The organism is Marinobacter sp. 2_MG-2023 (assembly GCF_030546935.1).
In the GTDB taxonomy this organism is placed as follows: domain Bacteria; phylum Pseudomonadota; class Gammaproteobacteria; order Pseudomonadales; family Oleiphilaceae; genus Marinobacter.
Window position 1 is genome coordinate 125,858 of the sequence record NZ_JAUOPH010000003.1, and the last position, 17,437, is coordinate 143,294.

The window sequence follows — 17,437 nt, forward strand, 5'->3', positions numbered from 1 at the left end:
GGATACGCTGCACCGTGATAGATCCCTGGAATCCAAACACTTTTAGCTTTGAACTTCAGCGTGTGCTTACAGCGGAATCACAGCTAGTTTTCGACTATCACTCTGAAGCACGCAGATTGATGGACGAGCATCTGAATAGCTCGCCTTATCAAAGCCTAAAGCCGAATCGATTTTCTTCAGCATACTTATCGTTTCAGGAGCATGAGCTGACACCGATACTGGCCCAGACTCGAATACGAGTATGGCACTACGCCAGATTGTTGGAGCAAGAGGTGGATGCGATGCAACGAAGGCTCGTGCCTTCATCGTTGGAGTTTTTGAAAGAACGACTTCATGATCTTGTTGCTATGGAGCTGCTGACCCAAGAGGAAGCCGATAAGGTATTTAATGAGAGCCCCTTTCATTCACAAAGGGACTCTGGGTCGGGGAGGTTGTGGACTGTCATCGTTCCACGGCATTGCAGCGATGGAGACGTTTCGGCTCTTCTTGGGAGCTGGGGAGGCGAGTCTGCGTATTTTTGGCTTTCAGATAAGTCTCTGGCTACAAAACTGAGAAGTCTTGGATTGCCACGAATTCTTGAGATTGAGGCCGCACTTACAGACGGTCTCAACGCATTCAGTGCTTCAAATACAGTTATGGAAGCGTGGGCGAAGAAGCTGGGAGTCTGCGTAGTTCCGACTGGTTGCGATCTTGCCATTACGAATTGCCTCGGCACCGCTAAACTAATCCGGGTACATACTGAGGGCCAAAGCACGTTTGAGGCGGTAGCCAAGGCATACCCTGAAGGCGTGAGCGAGAAAATCACCTAACGATCGGCTGCACGGCGACCGATTTTCCGCCGCTTCGCAGCTCCAAACTGGCGCGTTTGCCGGGCGTTAACTGAGGGGGAACTGTGCATTTCTTCTACATGGACGAGTCGGGGGATACAGGGGCTAACCTTACCGATAAAGATCAACCAATATTTGTGCTAGGGGGCATCAGCCTGAGAGATGAAGGTTGGAACAAAACCCACGCCGAATGGGAAAAAAGAATAATCAGCTATTTCGGAGGCAACGTTCCCACAGGCTTCGAAATGCATTCCTGCGATCTGCTATCCCCAGAGGGAGAGGGTTTTTTCGAGGGGCATGCCATTGAGCGTCGGTTGGATCTCGCCAATCAAGCTATTGATCTGATCCTCGAGCGGAAACACGACGTGCATTTGATCGCTTTTGATAAAGCGAGAATGGCTGAAAATCAGTGCGGAAGCGACCTGAATTTTGATCCAAAAATTCCTTATCTTCTAGGTTTTGACTACCTCATCACCTATATCAATGAGGTGGTAAAAAGTAATCTAGGGCAGTCAGCTCGAGGCATGATTATTCTCGATGAAAAAGAAGAGCACATGCCCAAGGTTGAAGAGGTTTTTTACCACCGAAGGTTTGAAGATATTAAAAGTCACCGCGTGAAATGGATTGTAGAGTTCGCCTCAGCTGTAGACTCAGTGAAAAATCCTATGATCCAACTTTCTGATCTAGTAATACTGTGTGCTCGCAGATTTCTCGAGATCGAAGAGGGCTATAAAAATCCGCCTGAAATGGTAAAGAAATTCTACGCCGATTGTTACTACAAGATTTATGGAAAACTCAAAAAGAAGAGCATTGTGAGTAGGGATGGTGCTCCCTACAAAGGATTGAATGACTATTTGGAAACCGTTCAAAGCAAACATAAAGCAGGCTGGAAAAAACGTTATGGGGTCAGCAGTTAACAAAGTGGTCAACGGGTTTGTGCGGGTTCTCCAAGCGGCGTAGCCCAGGCTAGGCGACAGGATTATACGGATGGATCTGAGCAATAAGGAACGAGAATCCATAGGGCTGTGCATTTGCCTAGAGGCGGTTAACGAAATTGTTAATCATGCCGTACTAGATGTCAGGAAAAGCTCAAGAATTCCTGGTGAAGCCCTGATATATTTCAAGGACTTGGTTCATCGCTCTCTGTTTATTATTCGAATTCTTGATTTTGCAAAAGAGGCCGGAGATAGCAAGTTGACGGGCGTTTCCGGTTCCTGTGTTGATATTCTTGAAAAGGTCTGTGTGGAAAGTGAACTTGGCACGGACGACAGCGTTCGAGAACTCAAAAGCGCCGTTAATAACCTTAAGCATTGGTTAGATCAAAAGTCGCCTATAAAGCTTTGGTTGCCCACTTTGAATCTGGATGCGGAGATAGAAGTATCAAGAATCGAGTTTCTCAAAATATCCGGAAACAGTTCAAAGCATAATATTTCGAGATTAACGGGTGTTTCGAAAGGCATCCGCACAATCCTTTCTGAGCATGGCTACGATGTTCCTATTGAGTTAATCCCACTCGCCTTAGAAGATTTTCAGGAGCATCTTGAGCAAAATTACTTCACCTACTATGCAACTTGGATGGCTGAGTTGTTGAATGAGATTCGCTGGGGAATTCAAAGGTACTTGGAGCCCTTGTATGCAGTGTCATACAAGCATCAGGAGGATGGATTCTCGTACAGGTTTGAGTTCCCCGAGGGTTTCAACCACGAGGTTCCCAAACAATGGTTTTGGCGCTTGATGAATCACACTAGGTCGGGGCCATATATCGATAGCTTCCGAACCCCCGCTAGCCTAAGGGAGCAAAGCTCTCTTGAGTGGGGAATTTGAGCGCAATGCCTAATCAATGCGTCAACGGGACCGGTTGTTCCGCTGCGCTCTACAAAACGGCCCGTTACGCCAGCGTTAGGCTTTCTATATGAATAATAGCCAAATATCTGAACTGCTCGTTGGAATAGACGCAGAATTAGCCGGGGATGGTTACACAATCCCTCAAAGGCCAATCCATGCGGTTATGAAGGTCGGTCAAACCTTAGGTTTGTCTCTGCCCATAACAAAACCCCAACAGGCTGACCAACACCCTTCTGCTACTAATTGGCCAATCGTAGAATCGATCTATCAATGGTATGAGCACCGATACGGTGACAGGGTTAAGCAGGACTTTAGTCAAGGAACGATCGCGGTTCCGATCCGCGATGATATCTATACCGTCAAACTTCCAATAGTTTATGGAGCAGTATCGTTTTACGCCGAGAGGCAGCGGCAAGCTAAGTCATCGAATGCTTCCCAGGGGCAGCGTAAATTTAACGTGCTTGATGCTTTCAAGGATCTTGCAGATGGGCTCCGGCAATCACTAACGGACGAGGAACTCCTTCACATCCACAGCTTGTTCGTATTCGCCCTGTCTACAATGCTGAGAGCACGTTCGTTGGCAAAGGACCATCAGCTCATGTCCTTGGCTTTAACTGACGTCAGTACAGCCGCAAATCATTTAAGCGACAATCAGCGCGAGTACGGCTTATCGAAATGGGCATCACTTCAGGCTGCTGAGAAATCGTTAAAATATGCGATCCAGTCGCAGACTGGCTCGCATCCTCGTGGCCATAATCTGCAAAAGCTCTATGTGGATGCGGGAAACCAAGGCCTGGGTCATGATCTTCAGGATGCCGTTACCCATATACAATGCTCGGCGGGTGTCCGATACGGAGAGGAAATCGTTTCACGAGGAGACGCCTTGGACGCGCACCATGCGTCGATTGTCGTCCTTAACGGGGTCACGGAGTTTGTGGAACGAAAAGCCTAACAAATTGTTCCAGTTCGTTCTGCACTTCCCCCACCGACGCCTAAGTCGGTAGCCGTGTATCATTAGCGTTTACTTTTAGGAGTCCAAATGTCGGACCTGGATACAAACACTCGCGATCGATTGGTCTCTGTTGCTCAAGGAGTTTCGGGGGCGTGTCCAGTTGTCGGACCAATACTTTCGGAAGCAATAGGACAACTAATTCCGAATCAGCGATTAGATCGAGTAGTCAGCTTCCTGAAAACCCTAGAAGAGGACTTTGCTAACCTCCAGTCTCGACTGGATTGCATCGAGCGTAACTCTGCAACTCCCGAAGGGCTAGATATCTTGGAGGAAGGGATGCTCCAAGCGGCTCGATCCGTATCCAAGGACCGCCAAAAGTGGCTGGCTGCAATCGTGGGCAGCTCCCTTTCGTCGGAATCACTAAAGTATGAGGAGAGCCGAAAACTCTTGAATCTCTACCGGGAGCTGGCCGACCCAGAACTGATTTGGTTAATCTACATTTCGGAGCCCCAAACACTAAGCTCGCCGTACCACCAAAAATTAATGGAGCAGTATCCGGATGTTCTTCACCCGGCATCTAGAAGTTATGGTAGGTCTCAAGAGGAAGCTGATCGTTCTGCTCTGCAAGATGGCTACAAAAATACACTTTTGCGTCTGGGATTAGCGACCTTAAAACAGAATAGTCAAACTTTAGAAATCTCCGCTTTGGGCCGCCTTTTGTTTCGTTACATTTCTGACGGCGGGGCTGGGAAAGAAAGTTAATAATTTGCGTCACGCGGATGTCCTTGTTTTCCCTATGTTATGGCAAGGCCGCACCGGTGCGCTCCGCGTTATGTCCAAGGAAAGATATGGAACCGTTAGAATTCACCGCTGAAGTGATCAAAGCATTGGCCTGGCCATCAGCTGTGGTAATCGCTGTGGTTATTTTGCGGACTGAGGTGGCGAACTTACTTGGGCGAATTACGAAGATCAAACATAAAGATTCTGAAATTGACCTGGCGCAAGAGGTTCAAGCTGCGGCAAATAGTGCTGACAAAGTCTTAGGTAATTCTGCGAAGGTTGGTTTGGATTCGGAACAGGGTAGGGCTAGCAGACTAGCCGAGGACAGTCCTCGGGGTGCTATCTTAGATGCATGGCTCTCAGTGGAAGAAGCGATGACAGGGTATGAGAAAAGGCATGGTATCGAGTACGCGACGTCCCATGCGCCTCCTCATCAAAGGATTCAAAGTATCCAGTGGAGCGATCTAGACAAATCTTCATTGGGGCAAGGCGTATTGCAGATGCTGCAAAAGCTGAGGCGAATACGAAACGAGGCAGTCCATAGCAGTGATGCGGAAATTACTTCGGAAACTGCTCGAGAATATGCAAGTTTGGCCGCAAGGGTTAGAGCTAAACTCGAAGAGGCATAACCAAGGAGAACCGACCAATTTTCCGCTGCCGCTTTGAAGCGGCTAAGCCCAAGCGTTATCGCACTATCTGAATGTTCGCTTTGCGACCGTAGCTTCAGTTTGTACCTCAGCCAATCAACCTGCGAACATTCCTGTTTCAGTCGCACCGCTGATTAACGTTTTCCACCCTTGGTATTTCGCCAGTGCCCCGCCGCCAATCGCTGGACCGCTCACTCCTGAGTTATGCCGTTAAGTTCGACTCCTTCTCAGCATTCTGGAAGCCAGCCGGAATTTCCAATGGTGTCAGGAACACCGAGCAAAAAGGCGGACACACTTCAGTACCAACGGCCGGCCAAAAAATGGGTTCAAGAACATTATCAGCGCCACCTTCCCACCAATTGCGTTCACTACTTCAAGAAAGATAGCAAGTGGTCAATTTGCAAACGCGAAACTCGCACGAGCGATGGAAGATGACCCCCAATACGCGCTTTATGGTCTGTTCTTCTTGTGAGAACGTCATGGCGAAAAAAGGACTAAATTAGCTCCCCGATTAGGTCGCCATGCCCCCTATCTTGGCGGCCACTCCCTCCCCTTTACCACCATAACTATATTGCAAGTATACTTGTTGGGTTTTTGTCCGGTCGCTCTATAATTATAAGTATACTTGCAATATTTCCCTCGATATCCAATAATACTGCAAGTATTCTTGCAATGTATGGTGGTCGCGCATGAGCCTTACCCTCCAAATTCACTGGGACAACCAGTGGCATGATGCCGGCGTTATCGAATTCAGAGGCCCTGACCAAGGTCTCAGAGGCAACCCGACATTCTCTTATGACATGGAGTACGCTCTGAAAGCCCTGGAGCGGATTGGAGATTTTGACCATCAGGACTTAATGGACCGGACAGCTGTGGGAGTGAATCTGCCTTGCATTTTGGCAGGCGACTACATGAATGGTGAGATTGTCCCGATCCTTAGAGACATCATTTCTCAGGGAGCTGGTCGCCGGCACTGGGTTAAAAGCCTTGGATATGACCGCGATCCCGAGCATCTAATCGATTACCAGCTCTTGGCTGAGGGGTGTGTTGGTCCAGTTGGCAACTTGCGAATCAAAGAAGCGGCGGAAGCGTTCGAGTCTGAAGTTGCAAGGTCAGAGGTTGTTTTATTCGACCGTGAAGAAGTGTGTACCCGGGCCGACAGCCTTATCCAATATGCTCACAGCCTGCATGTTGCAATTGGCGGCGCAACGGGCGCTGGGGGTGACGCGCCCAAGCTTTTGTTGGTCGAAAACCATTATGGCCGGTATGCGCTTGAGGGAACCATTCCTGACGAAGAGATTGCCCGGCACTGGCTGGTTAAATTTCCGAGGGGAAAGAGGACCCGAGACGATATTTGGGTACTTGAGGGTGAGGCCGCTGTTTACCAGTTCCTTGAGGAACAGGGCTTTAAATCCATCACCGGGGCTGCTTTCGATGACATCTACGGCGATGTTGCTCTTTGGTTACCGCGTTTTGACCGAGAAGTTAGGCAAGAAGGCATCTTGCGTCATGGAATAGAGTCTGTTTATTCGATGATGGGCATGATCGGCGATGGTGCTCGCCTGGATCACGTCGACGTGATCCGGAAACTCCAGAACTGTGTGACCAAGCCTGAGGACAAAGATGCTCTGCTCGCGGATTACCTGGTTCGGGATGTTTTGAACACCGCAACGGGTAATCGCGACAACCACGGTCGCAACACGTCACTGATTAAGCGAGGTCATGATATTGAGTTGGCGCCGGCCTATGACATAGCCCCTATGGTGTTGGACCCTGAATCGATCGCGATGTCTACATGGTGGCCACATCACCTGCTGGACCAACGGCGGAATCCAGATTATTCGCTGATTCTGGAGGAGCTTGCTGTTAATCCCAAAGCAGCTGCGAGCATCATGGAAGGTGAGCTGCTGAAGTTGATGGACATGAAGGCTGGCTTGAAGCGGTATGGAGCTCCGGACGCAATGCTGACTCATATTGCGATCAGGATGCATGAGCCGGAATTGGTTCATGATCAGCTGGAACGCTTGTTGTATCCGTGCTGAGTCATAGTGGGGAGTGTATTTAGCATGCCTAAATTGAAACGAACACCGCTAACGCCAAACGAACGGTCACTGATTCGAGAACAGACCTTTGCAGAGCTCGAAGCCGGAAAAATTCATCTGGGCCAGGCCCTTCGTCGGTTTCGCCTGAAGTTCACAGGGTTGAACCAGAAACAATTCGGAAGACTTGCGGGGTTCTCTGCCACGACTATCTCTGCGATTGAGAGGGACCCAGAGTCGGGCACTGTTCGAACGATCAATAAGATTCTTCGAAAGTTTGGTATGCAACTGACAATGGGGATGATTAATCGAAGCAGTGAAACTCAGACAGTGAGTGTCTCCCCGGCTGGGAAGAAGCGACGTTTTCTCTCGCCCGAGGAGGCAAAAGAAGCCATTGACCGTGTGGTATCTGGTACCTGATTGATCGGACTTTTCGTGCCGAAAATTAGACGCTCTCATACATCGACTGCCTCGCCTTAACCACGAATAAAGTAGAACCCTATGTATGGAGCGAATACATAGGGTTCTACCCCGTTACTGCGGACATTCCTAAAAAGAGGCTGATTTTCTCCAAGAGCAAGTCGTGGTCTATCCGCCTGAACGTTCGCTTTGCGACCAGGTTGGCCAGCAGAGAACAATCTTCTGAACCATACTTAAAGGCCCTTACCCTCCGAAGAGGGCCACATCATGACATTTCCTATCAGCAAAGCTCCCTGGAACAAGGGGAAGCTCGTTGGCCAGAAGTTACCTCTCAAACTCGAACAAATATGGGCTATCCGCATTCGGTTGGAGATCGCTAAGAACATCCGCGAGCTGGCGATGTTCAACATGGCGATTGATTGCAAACTTCGGTCTTGCGATATGGTGAAGCTCTTGGTTCGAGATATTTCCAGAAACGGTGAGGTTTTGGATCGGGCGCAAGTCATCCAGCAGAAAACCAGTCAGCCTGTTCAGTTCGAGATAACCAAAAAGACTCGCGAATCCGTCGAAGCGTGGATCGAATTTCGCGGACTCTCAGGGATGGATTATTTGTGGCCGAGCCGGATGCGAAAGTTTGACCACATCACTACTCATCAATACGCCCGCCTCGTCAAGAAGTGGATAATCAGCATCGGACTCGATTCTTCCGTCTATGCCACTCAGTCAATGAGACGGAGCAAGGCAACATTGATCTACAAGAAGACCAAAAATCTTCGAGCAGTCCAGTTGCTACTGGGACACACAAATATGTCCAGTACCGTGCGATACCTTGGTGTCGAGGTGGAGGATGCTCTAGAAATAGCTGAAAGTATTGAGATCTGATTGCTGTAATGTGGTCCTTCAATCCGAATCGCAGGGAATATAAGCTGCTCTCGGAGTCAATCGATAATCATACACTTGGTTTTCCCAGACAACCTCTGATGTCTTAAACAAGATGCGTGAACACTGGGAATCGATGCAAGAGCGAATGGATCCAATGCAGATGATGATGGAGCCGATGCTGCAACATCAGCGAGATTTGAACGAAAAGTGATTCATCCTGATTTGCCAAGCAATTATCCTCCCTGAATTGCATCTAAGGCGGCTAGTTTACTAACTGGCCGCCAATATCGCAGAGGGAATGTCGATTGTCGCGCACAAACCGCTGTCCTTAGCGACCGTAAAGTGGAGGGTTCCTCCGTAGCGTTCGACGATTTCCCGAACTATGGCGAGCCCGAGGCCATGGCCCGGTGTCTGCTCGTCCAGCCGCAATCCCCGTTGACCCAGCTTGCCGATTTCGGCGTCAGCAACGCCCGGTCCATCGTCGATAACACCTATGTGCAGTGTTCCGGAGTGTTGCGCCAATGACAGCTCCACGCAGCGTTCTGACCATTTGCCAGCGTTGTCCAGAAGATTACCCATAATTTCATTCAGGTCGTGTTCTTCAATCGGCCAGCGGACGTCCTCTGGCAGAGAGCTCGACAGTTCAAAGGATTTTTCAGGGTACAGTCGCCCCAGCATCCAGAGCAGGTCCCGTGCCTGTTTCAGTGGGTAGGCGCTTTTCCCGATCTGTGGTCCGGCAAAACGACTTCGTCGCATTTCGGCTTCAAGCTGTTTGTCGATGTCGTTGAGTCTCGCCGTCATCTGGAGCCGGAGTTCATTGGGAAGCGGGCGGCTCGTGTCCTCAAGTACCTGCCGGACGGCTGCAATGGGAGTCTTGACGCTGTGAGACAGGTTGGCCAGCGCATCCCTGGAACGTTCGAGGCGCTGATCCAAGGAATCGAGTAGCTGGTTGAGTTGTTGAACCAGCGGGCGAAATTCCTCGGGCGTCTGGACATGAATCCGAGAAACCTCGCCGTCCTGAAGCCTTTTTAACGTAGCCTTCAGCTCGACAACGGGGCGCATGGACAAATTGATGCCGAACCAAATCACGGCAACCAGCAGCAGAATCAGCAGTATAGAAACGATGGCTGTCCAGACGTGCAACTCGGCTTGGCTGCGTTTCAAGGCTCCCAGATCCTCCGCCACAATCACCACGATGGGGGTGTCGCCCAATCGGAATGACTTGCGGAATGCAAGAATATCTTCCGGCGCTTCTGTCGTTTCCACACCCCGCACCCGAATGGTTCCTTCCTGCTTGGATTCGATAATGGCCATTAACACCGCGGCCCAGGAGTCCGGTGAAATGATGGTTTGGGATGGTGCATGTATGGCAAAGGCGTGATGAAAGACCTCCTGGAAGTAATCGCCCGTCTGGAGACTATCCAGCTTACCGCCAGAATCGCGGATTTGGTGCTCCAGGAAGGCGACTTCATCCTTGAGGCGTGTCTCCACGAATTCCTGTGACATACGGTCCAGTAGCAGGCCATGAACCAGCCAAGCCAGCCCCATCAGAGCAATGCCCGCAGGCAACAGCATTACCAGCAGGGTGCCCTTGACGGATGTGGGCTTTCTAAACAGTGTCATTGAACAGGTACCCCTGGCCGCGACGGGTTGAAATGGCGTCGTTGCCCACCAGTTTTCGCAATCTGCGGATGTAAGCTTCGATCACGTTCTCATTCGGGGTGTCGTTCAGATTGTAGAGCTGTTCCATCAACTGCTCTTTTGAAAATACATGGCCGGGACGGCTCATCAGGCAGCGCAGCAGGCGAAATTCAGTACCGGTCAGGCTGTGTTCCGTGCCATCGTCGGATTTCAGGCTCTGGCGATTTTCGTCCAACTCATAGCGCCCAGCTTTCACCATCGAGTGAATTCGGCCTTCACTGCGACGCACAATGGCGTTAAGCCGGGCAATCAGCTCTTCGGTCTGGAAGGGCTTGGCCAGGTAGTCGTCTGCCCCTGCCTTGAGGCCTTCGACTTTGTCGTGCCAGTCTCCACGAGCGGTCAGGATGAGCACCGGAAAGGCGATACGATTTCTTCTCCACTTTCGCAGGATGTCCAGACCGTTGCCATCCGGGAGGCCAAGATCAAGGATAACAGCCCGATAATTCTCCTGTTCTCCCAAAACCATGGCTTCTCTGGCCGTGTATGTCGTATCAACGCTGAATCCCGCCTTTTCGAGCTGGCCGCTCAATCCATCAGCCAGCAAACGGTCATCTTCAACGAGCAGTAATCGCATCGGGCTGTCCTTCTCTTGAACCGGATGGGCGAACAGTGTCACCCACTTACCTGAATTTAGGCTGAACAACAAAAGAGTTGGGTATTTTCAGCAAGAATTCAGGTTGGTGCGCGATGGTGTCATTCGTATTTTGGCATTGCTCTGAGTTCAGGGCTAACCGTTGCCGGTATTTCCGGCCAGTAATTCGAGGAGAAGACAAGATGAACGCATCCAAATTGATTGTCGCAGCCGCTGCCATGTCGATGTCAGCAGTGACCCTCGCCGCTGGTGCCCATGGCGGTGGCCACGGCGCCAGCAGTGGCGAACCGGGCAAGGCATCAGAAGCCTCTCGCACTATTACCGTCGAAATGTACGACAACTACTACGAACCGGAAGAAATCAGTGTGAAGCCAGGCGAAACCGTGCGCTTTGTGGTGGAGAACAAGGGGAACCTTGTCCATGAATTCAATGTGGGCACACCCGGCATGCACGAAGCTCATCAAGAGGAAATGATGATGGTCGAACATGGCGTGATCCAGGGCGGCAAGCTGAATCACGACATGATGAACATGGATATGGGCAACGGGCACTCCATGAAACACGACGATCCGAACAGCGTGTTGCTGGAGCCGGGACAAAGTAAGGAAGTTGTCTGGAAATTTACCGAAAAGGGCGATATCGAGTTTGCCTGTAACGTGCCGGGGCATTACCAGGCTGGCATGTACGGTGACGTTAACTTTGAGTGACCTGGTGTGCTGAAAACCCTACGAATGCATGGGTTGGCGAACGTTTCCCAGCCCAGCTTCAACGAAGTGAAGTTTGGAGTAAAACAGATGAAAACACGTCTACTGACGGCGCTTCTGAGCCTTTTGATTCCGGCACTGGTTCTGGCCGGCGAATACGACCTAACGGTCGACCGGGTTGAAATTGACACCGGTGATTTCGTTAAGGAAGGCATTGGGTACAACGGAAAATCCCCTGGGCCGGTGATGCGCTTCAAGGAAGGGGAGAACGTCAGGATCAATGTGACCAACAACCTGGATGAGATGACATCAATCCACTGGCACGGTCTGATCCTTCCTTTTGATCAGGACGGTGTGCCAGGCATCAGCTTTCCGGGCATCAAGCCGGGTGAAACCTTTACTTACGAGTTTCCGATCCAGCAGGCGGGCACCTACTGGTTCCACAGCCACTCTGGTTTCCAAGAGCCAGATGGCGCCTATGGTTCCATTGTGATTGAGCCTGAAGGCCGTGAGCCGTTCCGTTACAACCGTGAATACGTTGTTCAGCTCACTGACAAGCACCCACACTCCGGCGACCGCATCATGCGCAACCTGAAGATGATGCCGGATTACTACAACCGCGAGCAGCAGACTGTCGGCGAGTTTTTCTCGGACGTGTCCGAAAACGGTTTGATGAACACCGTCAGTGACCGGATGGCCTGGGGTGGCATGCGCATGATGAAAGCAGATGTTGAGGACCTCCAAGGCTTTACGGGCCTGATCAACGGCAAAGGACCGGCCCAGAACTGGACAGGACTTTTCGAACCCGGCGAGCGGATCCGGCTTCGGTTCATCAACTCCTCTGCGATGACCTACTTCGACATTCGTATCCCCGGTCTCGATATGACGGTTGTGCAGGCCGACGGCAATAACGTTCAGCCTGTCAATGTAGACGAGTTCCGGATTGGCGTTGCGGAAACCTACGACGTCATCGTGCGTCCGAAAGATGCCAAGGCCTACACCATCTTTGCCGAATCCATGGGACGCTCAGGCTACGCCAGAGCCACATTAGCTCCCGAAGAGGGTATGGAAGCGGCCGTGCCACAGCTGCGTGAACCGGCACGCCTGACCATGGCAGACATGGGCGGTATGCACGGCATGGATCACGGCAGTATGGCTGGCATGGATCATGGCAACATGGATATGAATAGCTCAGAAGAGATGTCCGGCATGGATCATTCTTCAATGGAAGGAATGGACCACTCAAATATGGAAGGAATGGATCATTCGGGCATGTCCGGCATGGACCATGGCTCCATGGCGATGGGCAAAGAAGGCCCAAGCGATCCCTTTTATGCCAAGGGAAGCGGCCTTGTGCCCACGGCAGCCAATGGCGGCAAGTTCCTGTCTTACGCAGACCTGAAGGCTCAGGACCCACTGTATGAAGACCGCGAACCGACGCGCGAAGTCGAGCTTCGTTTGACTGGCAACATGGAACGTTACACCTGGAGTATTAACGGTGTGAAGTACGAGGACGCTGACCCCATTCGCCTGAAATACGGGGAGCGCGTTCGCTTCAAGTTCGTCAATGAAACCATGATGACGCACCCCATGCACTTGCATGGCATGTGGTCCATCCTCGATGTTGGCGCTGGTCAATGGAATCCGATCAAGCACACGGTCAGCGTGCAGCCAGGCACCACGGTGTATATGGAAACCGAGGTCGACGAGCCCGGCCAGTGGGCTTTTCACTGCCATCTGTCCTATCACGCGGCGGCCGGTATGTTCCGCAAAGTGATTGTTGAGGGTGGCCCTGAGTCGACTCAAGCAAAGGCGGACGCAACAATCGCGGAAGGAGGTGATGCATGAGATCTATTCGATCACTTGTTGCTGTCAGTTTTCTTGCCTCCATTGGATTCTCAGCGGCGGCGACAGCTCAGGAAATGATCTCCGACACCACCGCCCGCAAACAGCCGCTCACAACCTGGGGCGTTCAGTTCGAGGAGTTTGAATACCGCTACAGCGATGATGATGAGGAGTTGGGCGTCTGGAATGCCGATCTGTTTTACGGCACGGACGATCTGAAAGTCCGGTGGCTCACCAAAGGCGAGTATGAGATTGAGGAGCAGGCCTACGAAACGCTGGAGAATCAGGTTGTGGGCCAAGTGCCCATCTCCAAGTTCTTCGACGCCAAAGCGGGTGTTCGTTTCGATACTCCCGAAGGGCCAGACCGGACCTATGCTGTTTTGGGCGTTGCGGGTTTGGCGCCCCAGTGGTTTGAGATCGATGCCAACCTATATGTGAGCAAGGACGGCGATACGTCAACCGAACTCGATGCAGAGTACGAGTTGCTTTTCACTAACTACTGGATCCTGGCGGCTACTCTGGATGCCACGGTCGCGTTCAGCGAAGACCGGGAAATTGGCGTTGGCAAAGGACTGGTTTCTACCGAAACAGGCCTTCGGCTAAGCTATGACCTGATCGACCGCTCGTTCTCGCCCTATGTGGGCGTGGTGCATGAGCGCAAGTATGGCGATAGTGCCGACTTCGCCGAAGCGGACGGTGGCAGTACCGAAGACTGGTTTGCCGTGATTGGAGCGCGAATCGCGTTCTGATCGGGTGAATTAGAAGCCGAGAATCTACTCTCGGCTTTTTTTAGGGCAATTCGATGCAATGGAAATCCATCAACTGTAGACCCTATTTTTAGTTGCAGTTCAGGTTCGCATGTTGTGATTACGGGTAGTAATTAAGCAGGCTGAGAGGTGCGTTCTCATGCACAAAGCCCAAAAAGCAGCCCTATAGCCTGGCTTTGCCTCCAAGTCTGAATGTTCGCTTTGCGACCGTAGCGTCAGTTGTGTGCCCCCGCAAATCAACGTTAGGCACTTTGCATTCAGCTTTGGAGTCACCTGCTACGCTGAGAAGTGATCCTGGCCCCGTATTAGGTCCTGTTTGAGGGGGGCTGGTCGAGTCGTCGGGTGTAGGTCGCAGGCCGGCAAGGTCATGGGTCGCTGGGCCTATGGTCGAAACATCGAAATCAACCTCTCACGGCCCGGAAAACCAACCGACAACGCAACCGTGGAACTTTTTTTAATTGACGACACCGGCAGGAGTGTCGGCATGAAAACTGTTTATTGTCACTGGCAGGCGCCAGAGAAAAAATCGAAGCGTGGAGGGGGGTCTATAACCAAGTCCGACCCCATTCCGCATTGGAGTGGTCCACGCCCTCGAACTACTCCAGGAAGCGTGCGGTTTCACGCAGAAAACAGAAGCAATTGGAGCCCAAATTTTCCAATTCTGGGTAGACCCAATACGAGGTCAGGGTCACATTTGAGAATGTCCAGCCGGCTGAGACTCCCGAAGCACGATGCCCCCATGGTGAGGCTCTACCGGTAATGGTGGTGTTAAAATCGTTAGTACAGAAGCTCCGGAAGTGTGACATTTCGTCCGGCAGCCGAGGCAGGCGCTAAGATAGCTGCTTCGGCCGCCTTTCGATCACCCACGAGAACGACCTGATCAACGCCCCGTGTAATAGCCGTGTAGACCAATGTTTGGTCAAGTATGCGTGACTCTCTAATTGGGACGATAACTCGGGTGAACTGGGAACCCTGAGACTTGTGCACGGTAATCGAGTAGGAATGGGTTAGGGCTTCTAGCTGATGGGATTTAAGAGCGATCTCGACCCCCTCGAAATCAACGACGCAACAGTCAGATTGTTCGTTATTTACGGGCAGGGCTGAAACGATACGGGCCAGAGAGCCATTCCGTAGGTCGATGGTGTAATCATTCTTGGTGAACATGACAAGGTCGCCAACTGAAAGCAGCATTCGCGCCAGCGTCATGCCCTGGACACGGCCAAATTCTTGGCTATGGGCATATACGGGCTCTGCGTTGAGTTGGAGATGATCACGGAACAATTGGTTGATGTGTTGAACGCCACCATTTCCTGTTCGAGTGGTAGAAAGGATTTGGACATTGTAGTCGCTGCCAGTGCCGCCCAACTGGCGATAGAGAGATTGAACCGTAGTGTTGAGGGCACTTTCACGGCACTCAACCATCGAAACACCATTCCCAATCCCGTCAAAAGGAGCGAATTCCGGCAGTTGATGGGCTCTAACCGAAGCGGCTACTACAGGAATACCGCTGGCTTTAGATTGACGTTTCACCACTTTCAACTCGGTTTGTGGGATGGCGGGGTGTCCTTCAAGGGCGTGAAGAACCAAACCCGGTCCAATTGGCGGCAGTTGGCTTGGATCCCCAACAAGCACCAGTCGCGTTCCCGGAGGTATGTGAGCGAGAAGACGATAGAACAAAATCACGTCCACCATAGACACTTCATCCACGACGATCAGTGTTCCCTCCCCAAGCATCGTTTCTTCGACTGAGTGGAGAAATGCCGCAATGGTCATGGAATCGCGGCCTGTGGCTTCGCTCATTCGTTGTGCGGCCCGGCCTGCAAGCGCGACCTGATAGATGGCTGTCGCCGGTGAAATTGTTTCTATAGATTCGTAAAGTGCCTTGAGAACTGTTGTTTTGCCGGTTCCTGCTCCGCCTAAGATAAGGCTCGCCTTTGCGGCAACGCTGCATTCAACCGCTTGCCTTTGCTCAAGTGAAAGTTCAAAGCCTTGTGACTGTTCGTACTGTTCGATCGCTGCGTCGATATCCTTTTGATTGATTGAATCAGCTTTAAAGATTGATGCTTGCTGTTCGCTTTCACCTTCAACGATTTGGTGAAGACGCTGAGCAACCGTGTGCTCAATAAGGTAGGTGCCAATCGGCTGGTAGCGATCTAATATTTTTCGATACTGAGTGCTTTCGCCTTGCTCTAGGGCCAGATCCACCAAATCGTTCTTTAGCAACAACCGCTTAACTGCCTGCCTGAGATTGTTTTCGGGAAGGCAGGTGTGGCCATTTTGAAGGCCACGATACAATGCTTCCTCCACTGCTGCTTCGAGGCGGCGTGGATCATTCTCAGAGATGCCGAAGCGGGTGATTGCGATTCCATCAACGATCTTCCACTTCGCCTCAAAGCTGATCAGTAGATAAGGGTTCGATTTGACCTTTACTCTGGCCGTGTCGCCATAACACGAGATCACCTTTTGGCCGATCGGACGCTTGATTCCCATTTGATCAAGCCACAAAAGAACCTCTCCCACATTATGCTGTTGAAAGGCGTGACAGATTAATTGAGCCGCCTCCTCAGTAACGATAGTAGAGAGCTCTGCTATGTCTTTTTGTTCGATAAGATTCAGTAGTTCGGGGCCGAATCGGTCATATAGTTTCCGTGCTTTGACCTGCCCAACACCTCTGATCTGCGGGTTTTCAGTGATCCAGGCGATAATGTTTTCGCCCGAGGGCCGAAGTAGTTCAGCTTTCTCCGCATTGATCTGATGCTCGTGTCTACTAAACCCATTAACAAAGATCTTCCTAACCTCAACAGGCCCGTTTACAAGCCAACGTTGTCCTTTCGAGGGGAGGCTGGCATCTGGAACCAACTGCCAGTCGCACTGAACCACATACCGAAAGCCATCCGGTGAACTTCCGGCCATGATGACACCGCCGATTTTGCCGCGGCTGATGATGGAGTTAATCGTTAACTCAACTGATATATCGGTCACGGACGCACCATTCTTCCAGTTTCAGTGAGGTGCTTTTCGATGAGCTCGTAGCGTTTGAGTTTCTCTCGAAGTTCCATGACCTCAGCTTTGAGAGCCGCGTTCTGCTCTTCAAACGCCTTCACGCGTTTTTCCGTTTTTTCATTGATAGCGACGATTCGGTTATCGATGGCGCTCTCTGGTGTCCCTGAATTGCCTTCTGCGGCGTTTTTCCCAGTTTCGAGGGTGAGAGTGCCCTCAGACCTCAATGTGTCTTCCTGGTGCTCTAAAGCGGCCTTTAGAACTGGGTTTTGTCGAAGGGCAGATTTGGCGAAGCCACATTCATTGGCAATCTCGGTCCGATTCAACTGGCCACGGCGAATGTAATCACTCCAGTCCCCAGCAGCATTGCGTTCCTCACACCACGCCTCGAACTTGGTAATGTTTTCAGCTGCTATCTGCTTACCACTCGCCATGG

16 protein-coding genes and 1 pseudogene are annotated in these 17,437 nt (G+C 51.3%); 13 read left to right on the forward strand and 4 right to left on the reverse strand.

Annotation, left to right across the window (positions count from 1 at the left end):
• Positions 1-14 precede the first annotated feature (14 nt).
• From Q4501_RS07915 to Q4501_RS07955, 9 genes are all read left to right on the forward strand, one after another.
• Positions 15-809, forward strand: a complete 795-nt coding sequence (locus Q4501_RS07915) for a hypothetical protein (protein WP_303595667.1) — start codon at positions 15-17, stop codon at positions 807-809.
• A gap of 83 nt (positions 810-892) precedes the next feature.
• The gene (locus tag Q4501_RS07920) at positions 893-1,744 is read left to right on the forward strand and encodes a DUF3800 domain-containing protein (RefSeq protein ID WP_303595669.1); all 852 of its coding nucleotides are present in this window, start codon (positions 893-895) and stop codon (positions 1,742-1,744) included.
• Between the two features lie 70 nt (positions 1,745-1,814).
• Complete coding sequence (locus Q4501_RS07925) at positions 1,815-2,651, forward strand: hypothetical protein (RefSeq protein ID WP_303595670.1); 837 nt, start codon at positions 1,815-1,817, stop codon at positions 2,649-2,651.
• A gap of 88 nt (positions 2,652-2,739) precedes the next feature.
• Positions 2,740-3,624: a HEPN domain-containing protein gene (locus Q4501_RS07930; RefSeq protein ID WP_303595671.1), complete on the forward strand. Its 885-nt coding sequence runs from the start codon at positions 2,740-2,742 to the stop codon at positions 3,622-3,624.
• 87 nt (positions 3,625-3,711) lie between these two features.
• On the forward strand, positions 3,712-4,386 hold the full coding sequence (locus tag Q4501_RS07935; protein WP_303595672.1) for a hypothetical protein: 675 nt from the start codon (positions 3,712-3,714) through the stop codon (positions 4,384-4,386).
• Between the two features lie 86 nt (positions 4,387-4,472).
• Positions 4,473-5,033 (forward strand): hypothetical protein, encoded by a 561-nt coding sequence (locus Q4501_RS07940; protein ID WP_303595673.1) that lies wholly within the window; start codon positions 4,473-4,475, stop codon positions 5,031-5,033.
• 707 nt (positions 5,034-5,740) lie between these two features.
• Positions 5,741-7,093 carry a HipA domain-containing protein gene (locus tag Q4501_RS07945; protein WP_303595675.1) on the forward strand — a complete coding sequence of 451 codons (1,353 nt, stop codon included), beginning with the start codon at positions 5,741-5,743 and terminating at the stop codon, positions 7,091-7,093.
• Between the two features lie 24 nt (positions 7,094-7,117).
• Positions 7,118-7,510 (forward strand): helix-turn-helix domain-containing protein, encoded by a 393-nt coding sequence (locus Q4501_RS07950; protein ID WP_303595677.1) that lies wholly within the window; start codon positions 7,118-7,120, stop codon positions 7,508-7,510.
• A 267-nt stretch (positions 7,511-7,777) separates the two neighbouring features.
• Complete coding sequence (locus Q4501_RS07955) at positions 7,778-8,392, forward strand: tyrosine-type recombinase/integrase (RefSeq protein WP_303595678.1); 615 nt, start codon at positions 7,778-7,780, stop codon at positions 8,390-8,392.
• A 270-nt stretch (positions 8,393-8,662) separates the two neighbouring features.
• On the opposite strand, the gene Q4501_RS07960 is transcribed toward Q4501_RS07955, so the two are convergent.
• The gene (locus tag Q4501_RS07960) at positions 8,663-10,015 is read right to left on the reverse strand and encodes a sensor histidine kinase (protein WP_303595680.1); all 1,353 of its coding nucleotides are present in this window, start codon (positions 10,013-10,015) and stop codon (positions 8,663-8,665) included.
• Positions 10,002-10,667 carry a response regulator transcription factor gene (locus tag Q4501_RS07965; protein ID WP_061331749.1) on the reverse strand — a complete coding sequence of 222 codons (666 nt, stop codon included), beginning with the start codon at positions 10,665-10,667 and terminating at the stop codon, positions 10,002-10,004. The genes Q4501_RS07960 and Q4501_RS07965 overlap by 14 nt, the downstream gene beginning before the upstream one ends.
• Before the next feature lie 200 nt (positions 10,668-10,867).
• On the opposite strand from Q4501_RS07965, the gene Q4501_RS07970 reads away from it, so the two are divergent.
• The 4 genes and pseudogenes from Q4501_RS07970 to Q4501_RS18500 all read left to right on the forward strand — a co-directional run.
• Positions 10,868-11,392, forward strand: coding sequence for a cupredoxin domain-containing protein (locus Q4501_RS07970; RefSeq protein WP_303595682.1), 525 nt, complete (start codon positions 10,868-10,870; stop codon positions 11,390-11,392).
• An 87-nt stretch (positions 11,393-11,479) separates the two neighbouring features.
• Positions 11,480-13,237, forward strand: a complete 1,758-nt coding sequence (locus tag Q4501_RS07975; protein WP_303595684.1) for a copper resistance system multicopper oxidase — start codon at positions 11,480-11,482, stop codon at positions 13,235-13,237.
• On the forward strand, positions 13,234-13,983 hold the full coding sequence (locus Q4501_RS07980; protein WP_303595686.1) for a copper resistance protein B: 750 nt from the start codon (positions 13,234-13,236) through the stop codon (positions 13,981-13,983). Before Q4501_RS07975 ends, Q4501_RS07980 begins: the two co-directional genes overlap by 4 nt.
• A 495-nt stretch (positions 13,984-14,478) precedes the next feature.
• A pseudogene (locus Q4501_RS18500) lies at positions 14,479-14,670 on the forward strand (integrase core domain-containing protein); the annotation flags it as partial.
• A gap of 108 nt (positions 14,671-14,778) precedes the next feature.
• On the opposite strand, the gene Q4501_RS07985 reads toward Q4501_RS18500, so the two are convergent.
• Positions 14,779-16,983 (reverse strand): AAA family ATPase, encoded by a 2,205-nt coding sequence (locus Q4501_RS07985; protein WP_303595688.1) that lies wholly within the window; start codon positions 16,981-16,983, stop codon positions 14,779-14,781.
• A complete protein-coding gene (locus Q4501_RS07990) occupies positions 16,980-17,435 on the reverse strand; it encodes a VPA1267 family protein (protein ID WP_303595689.1) in 456 nt (151 codons plus the stop codon). The genes Q4501_RS07985 and Q4501_RS07990 overlap by 4 nt, the downstream gene beginning before the upstream one ends.
• Between the last annotated feature and the right edge of the window lie 2 nt (positions 17,436-17,437).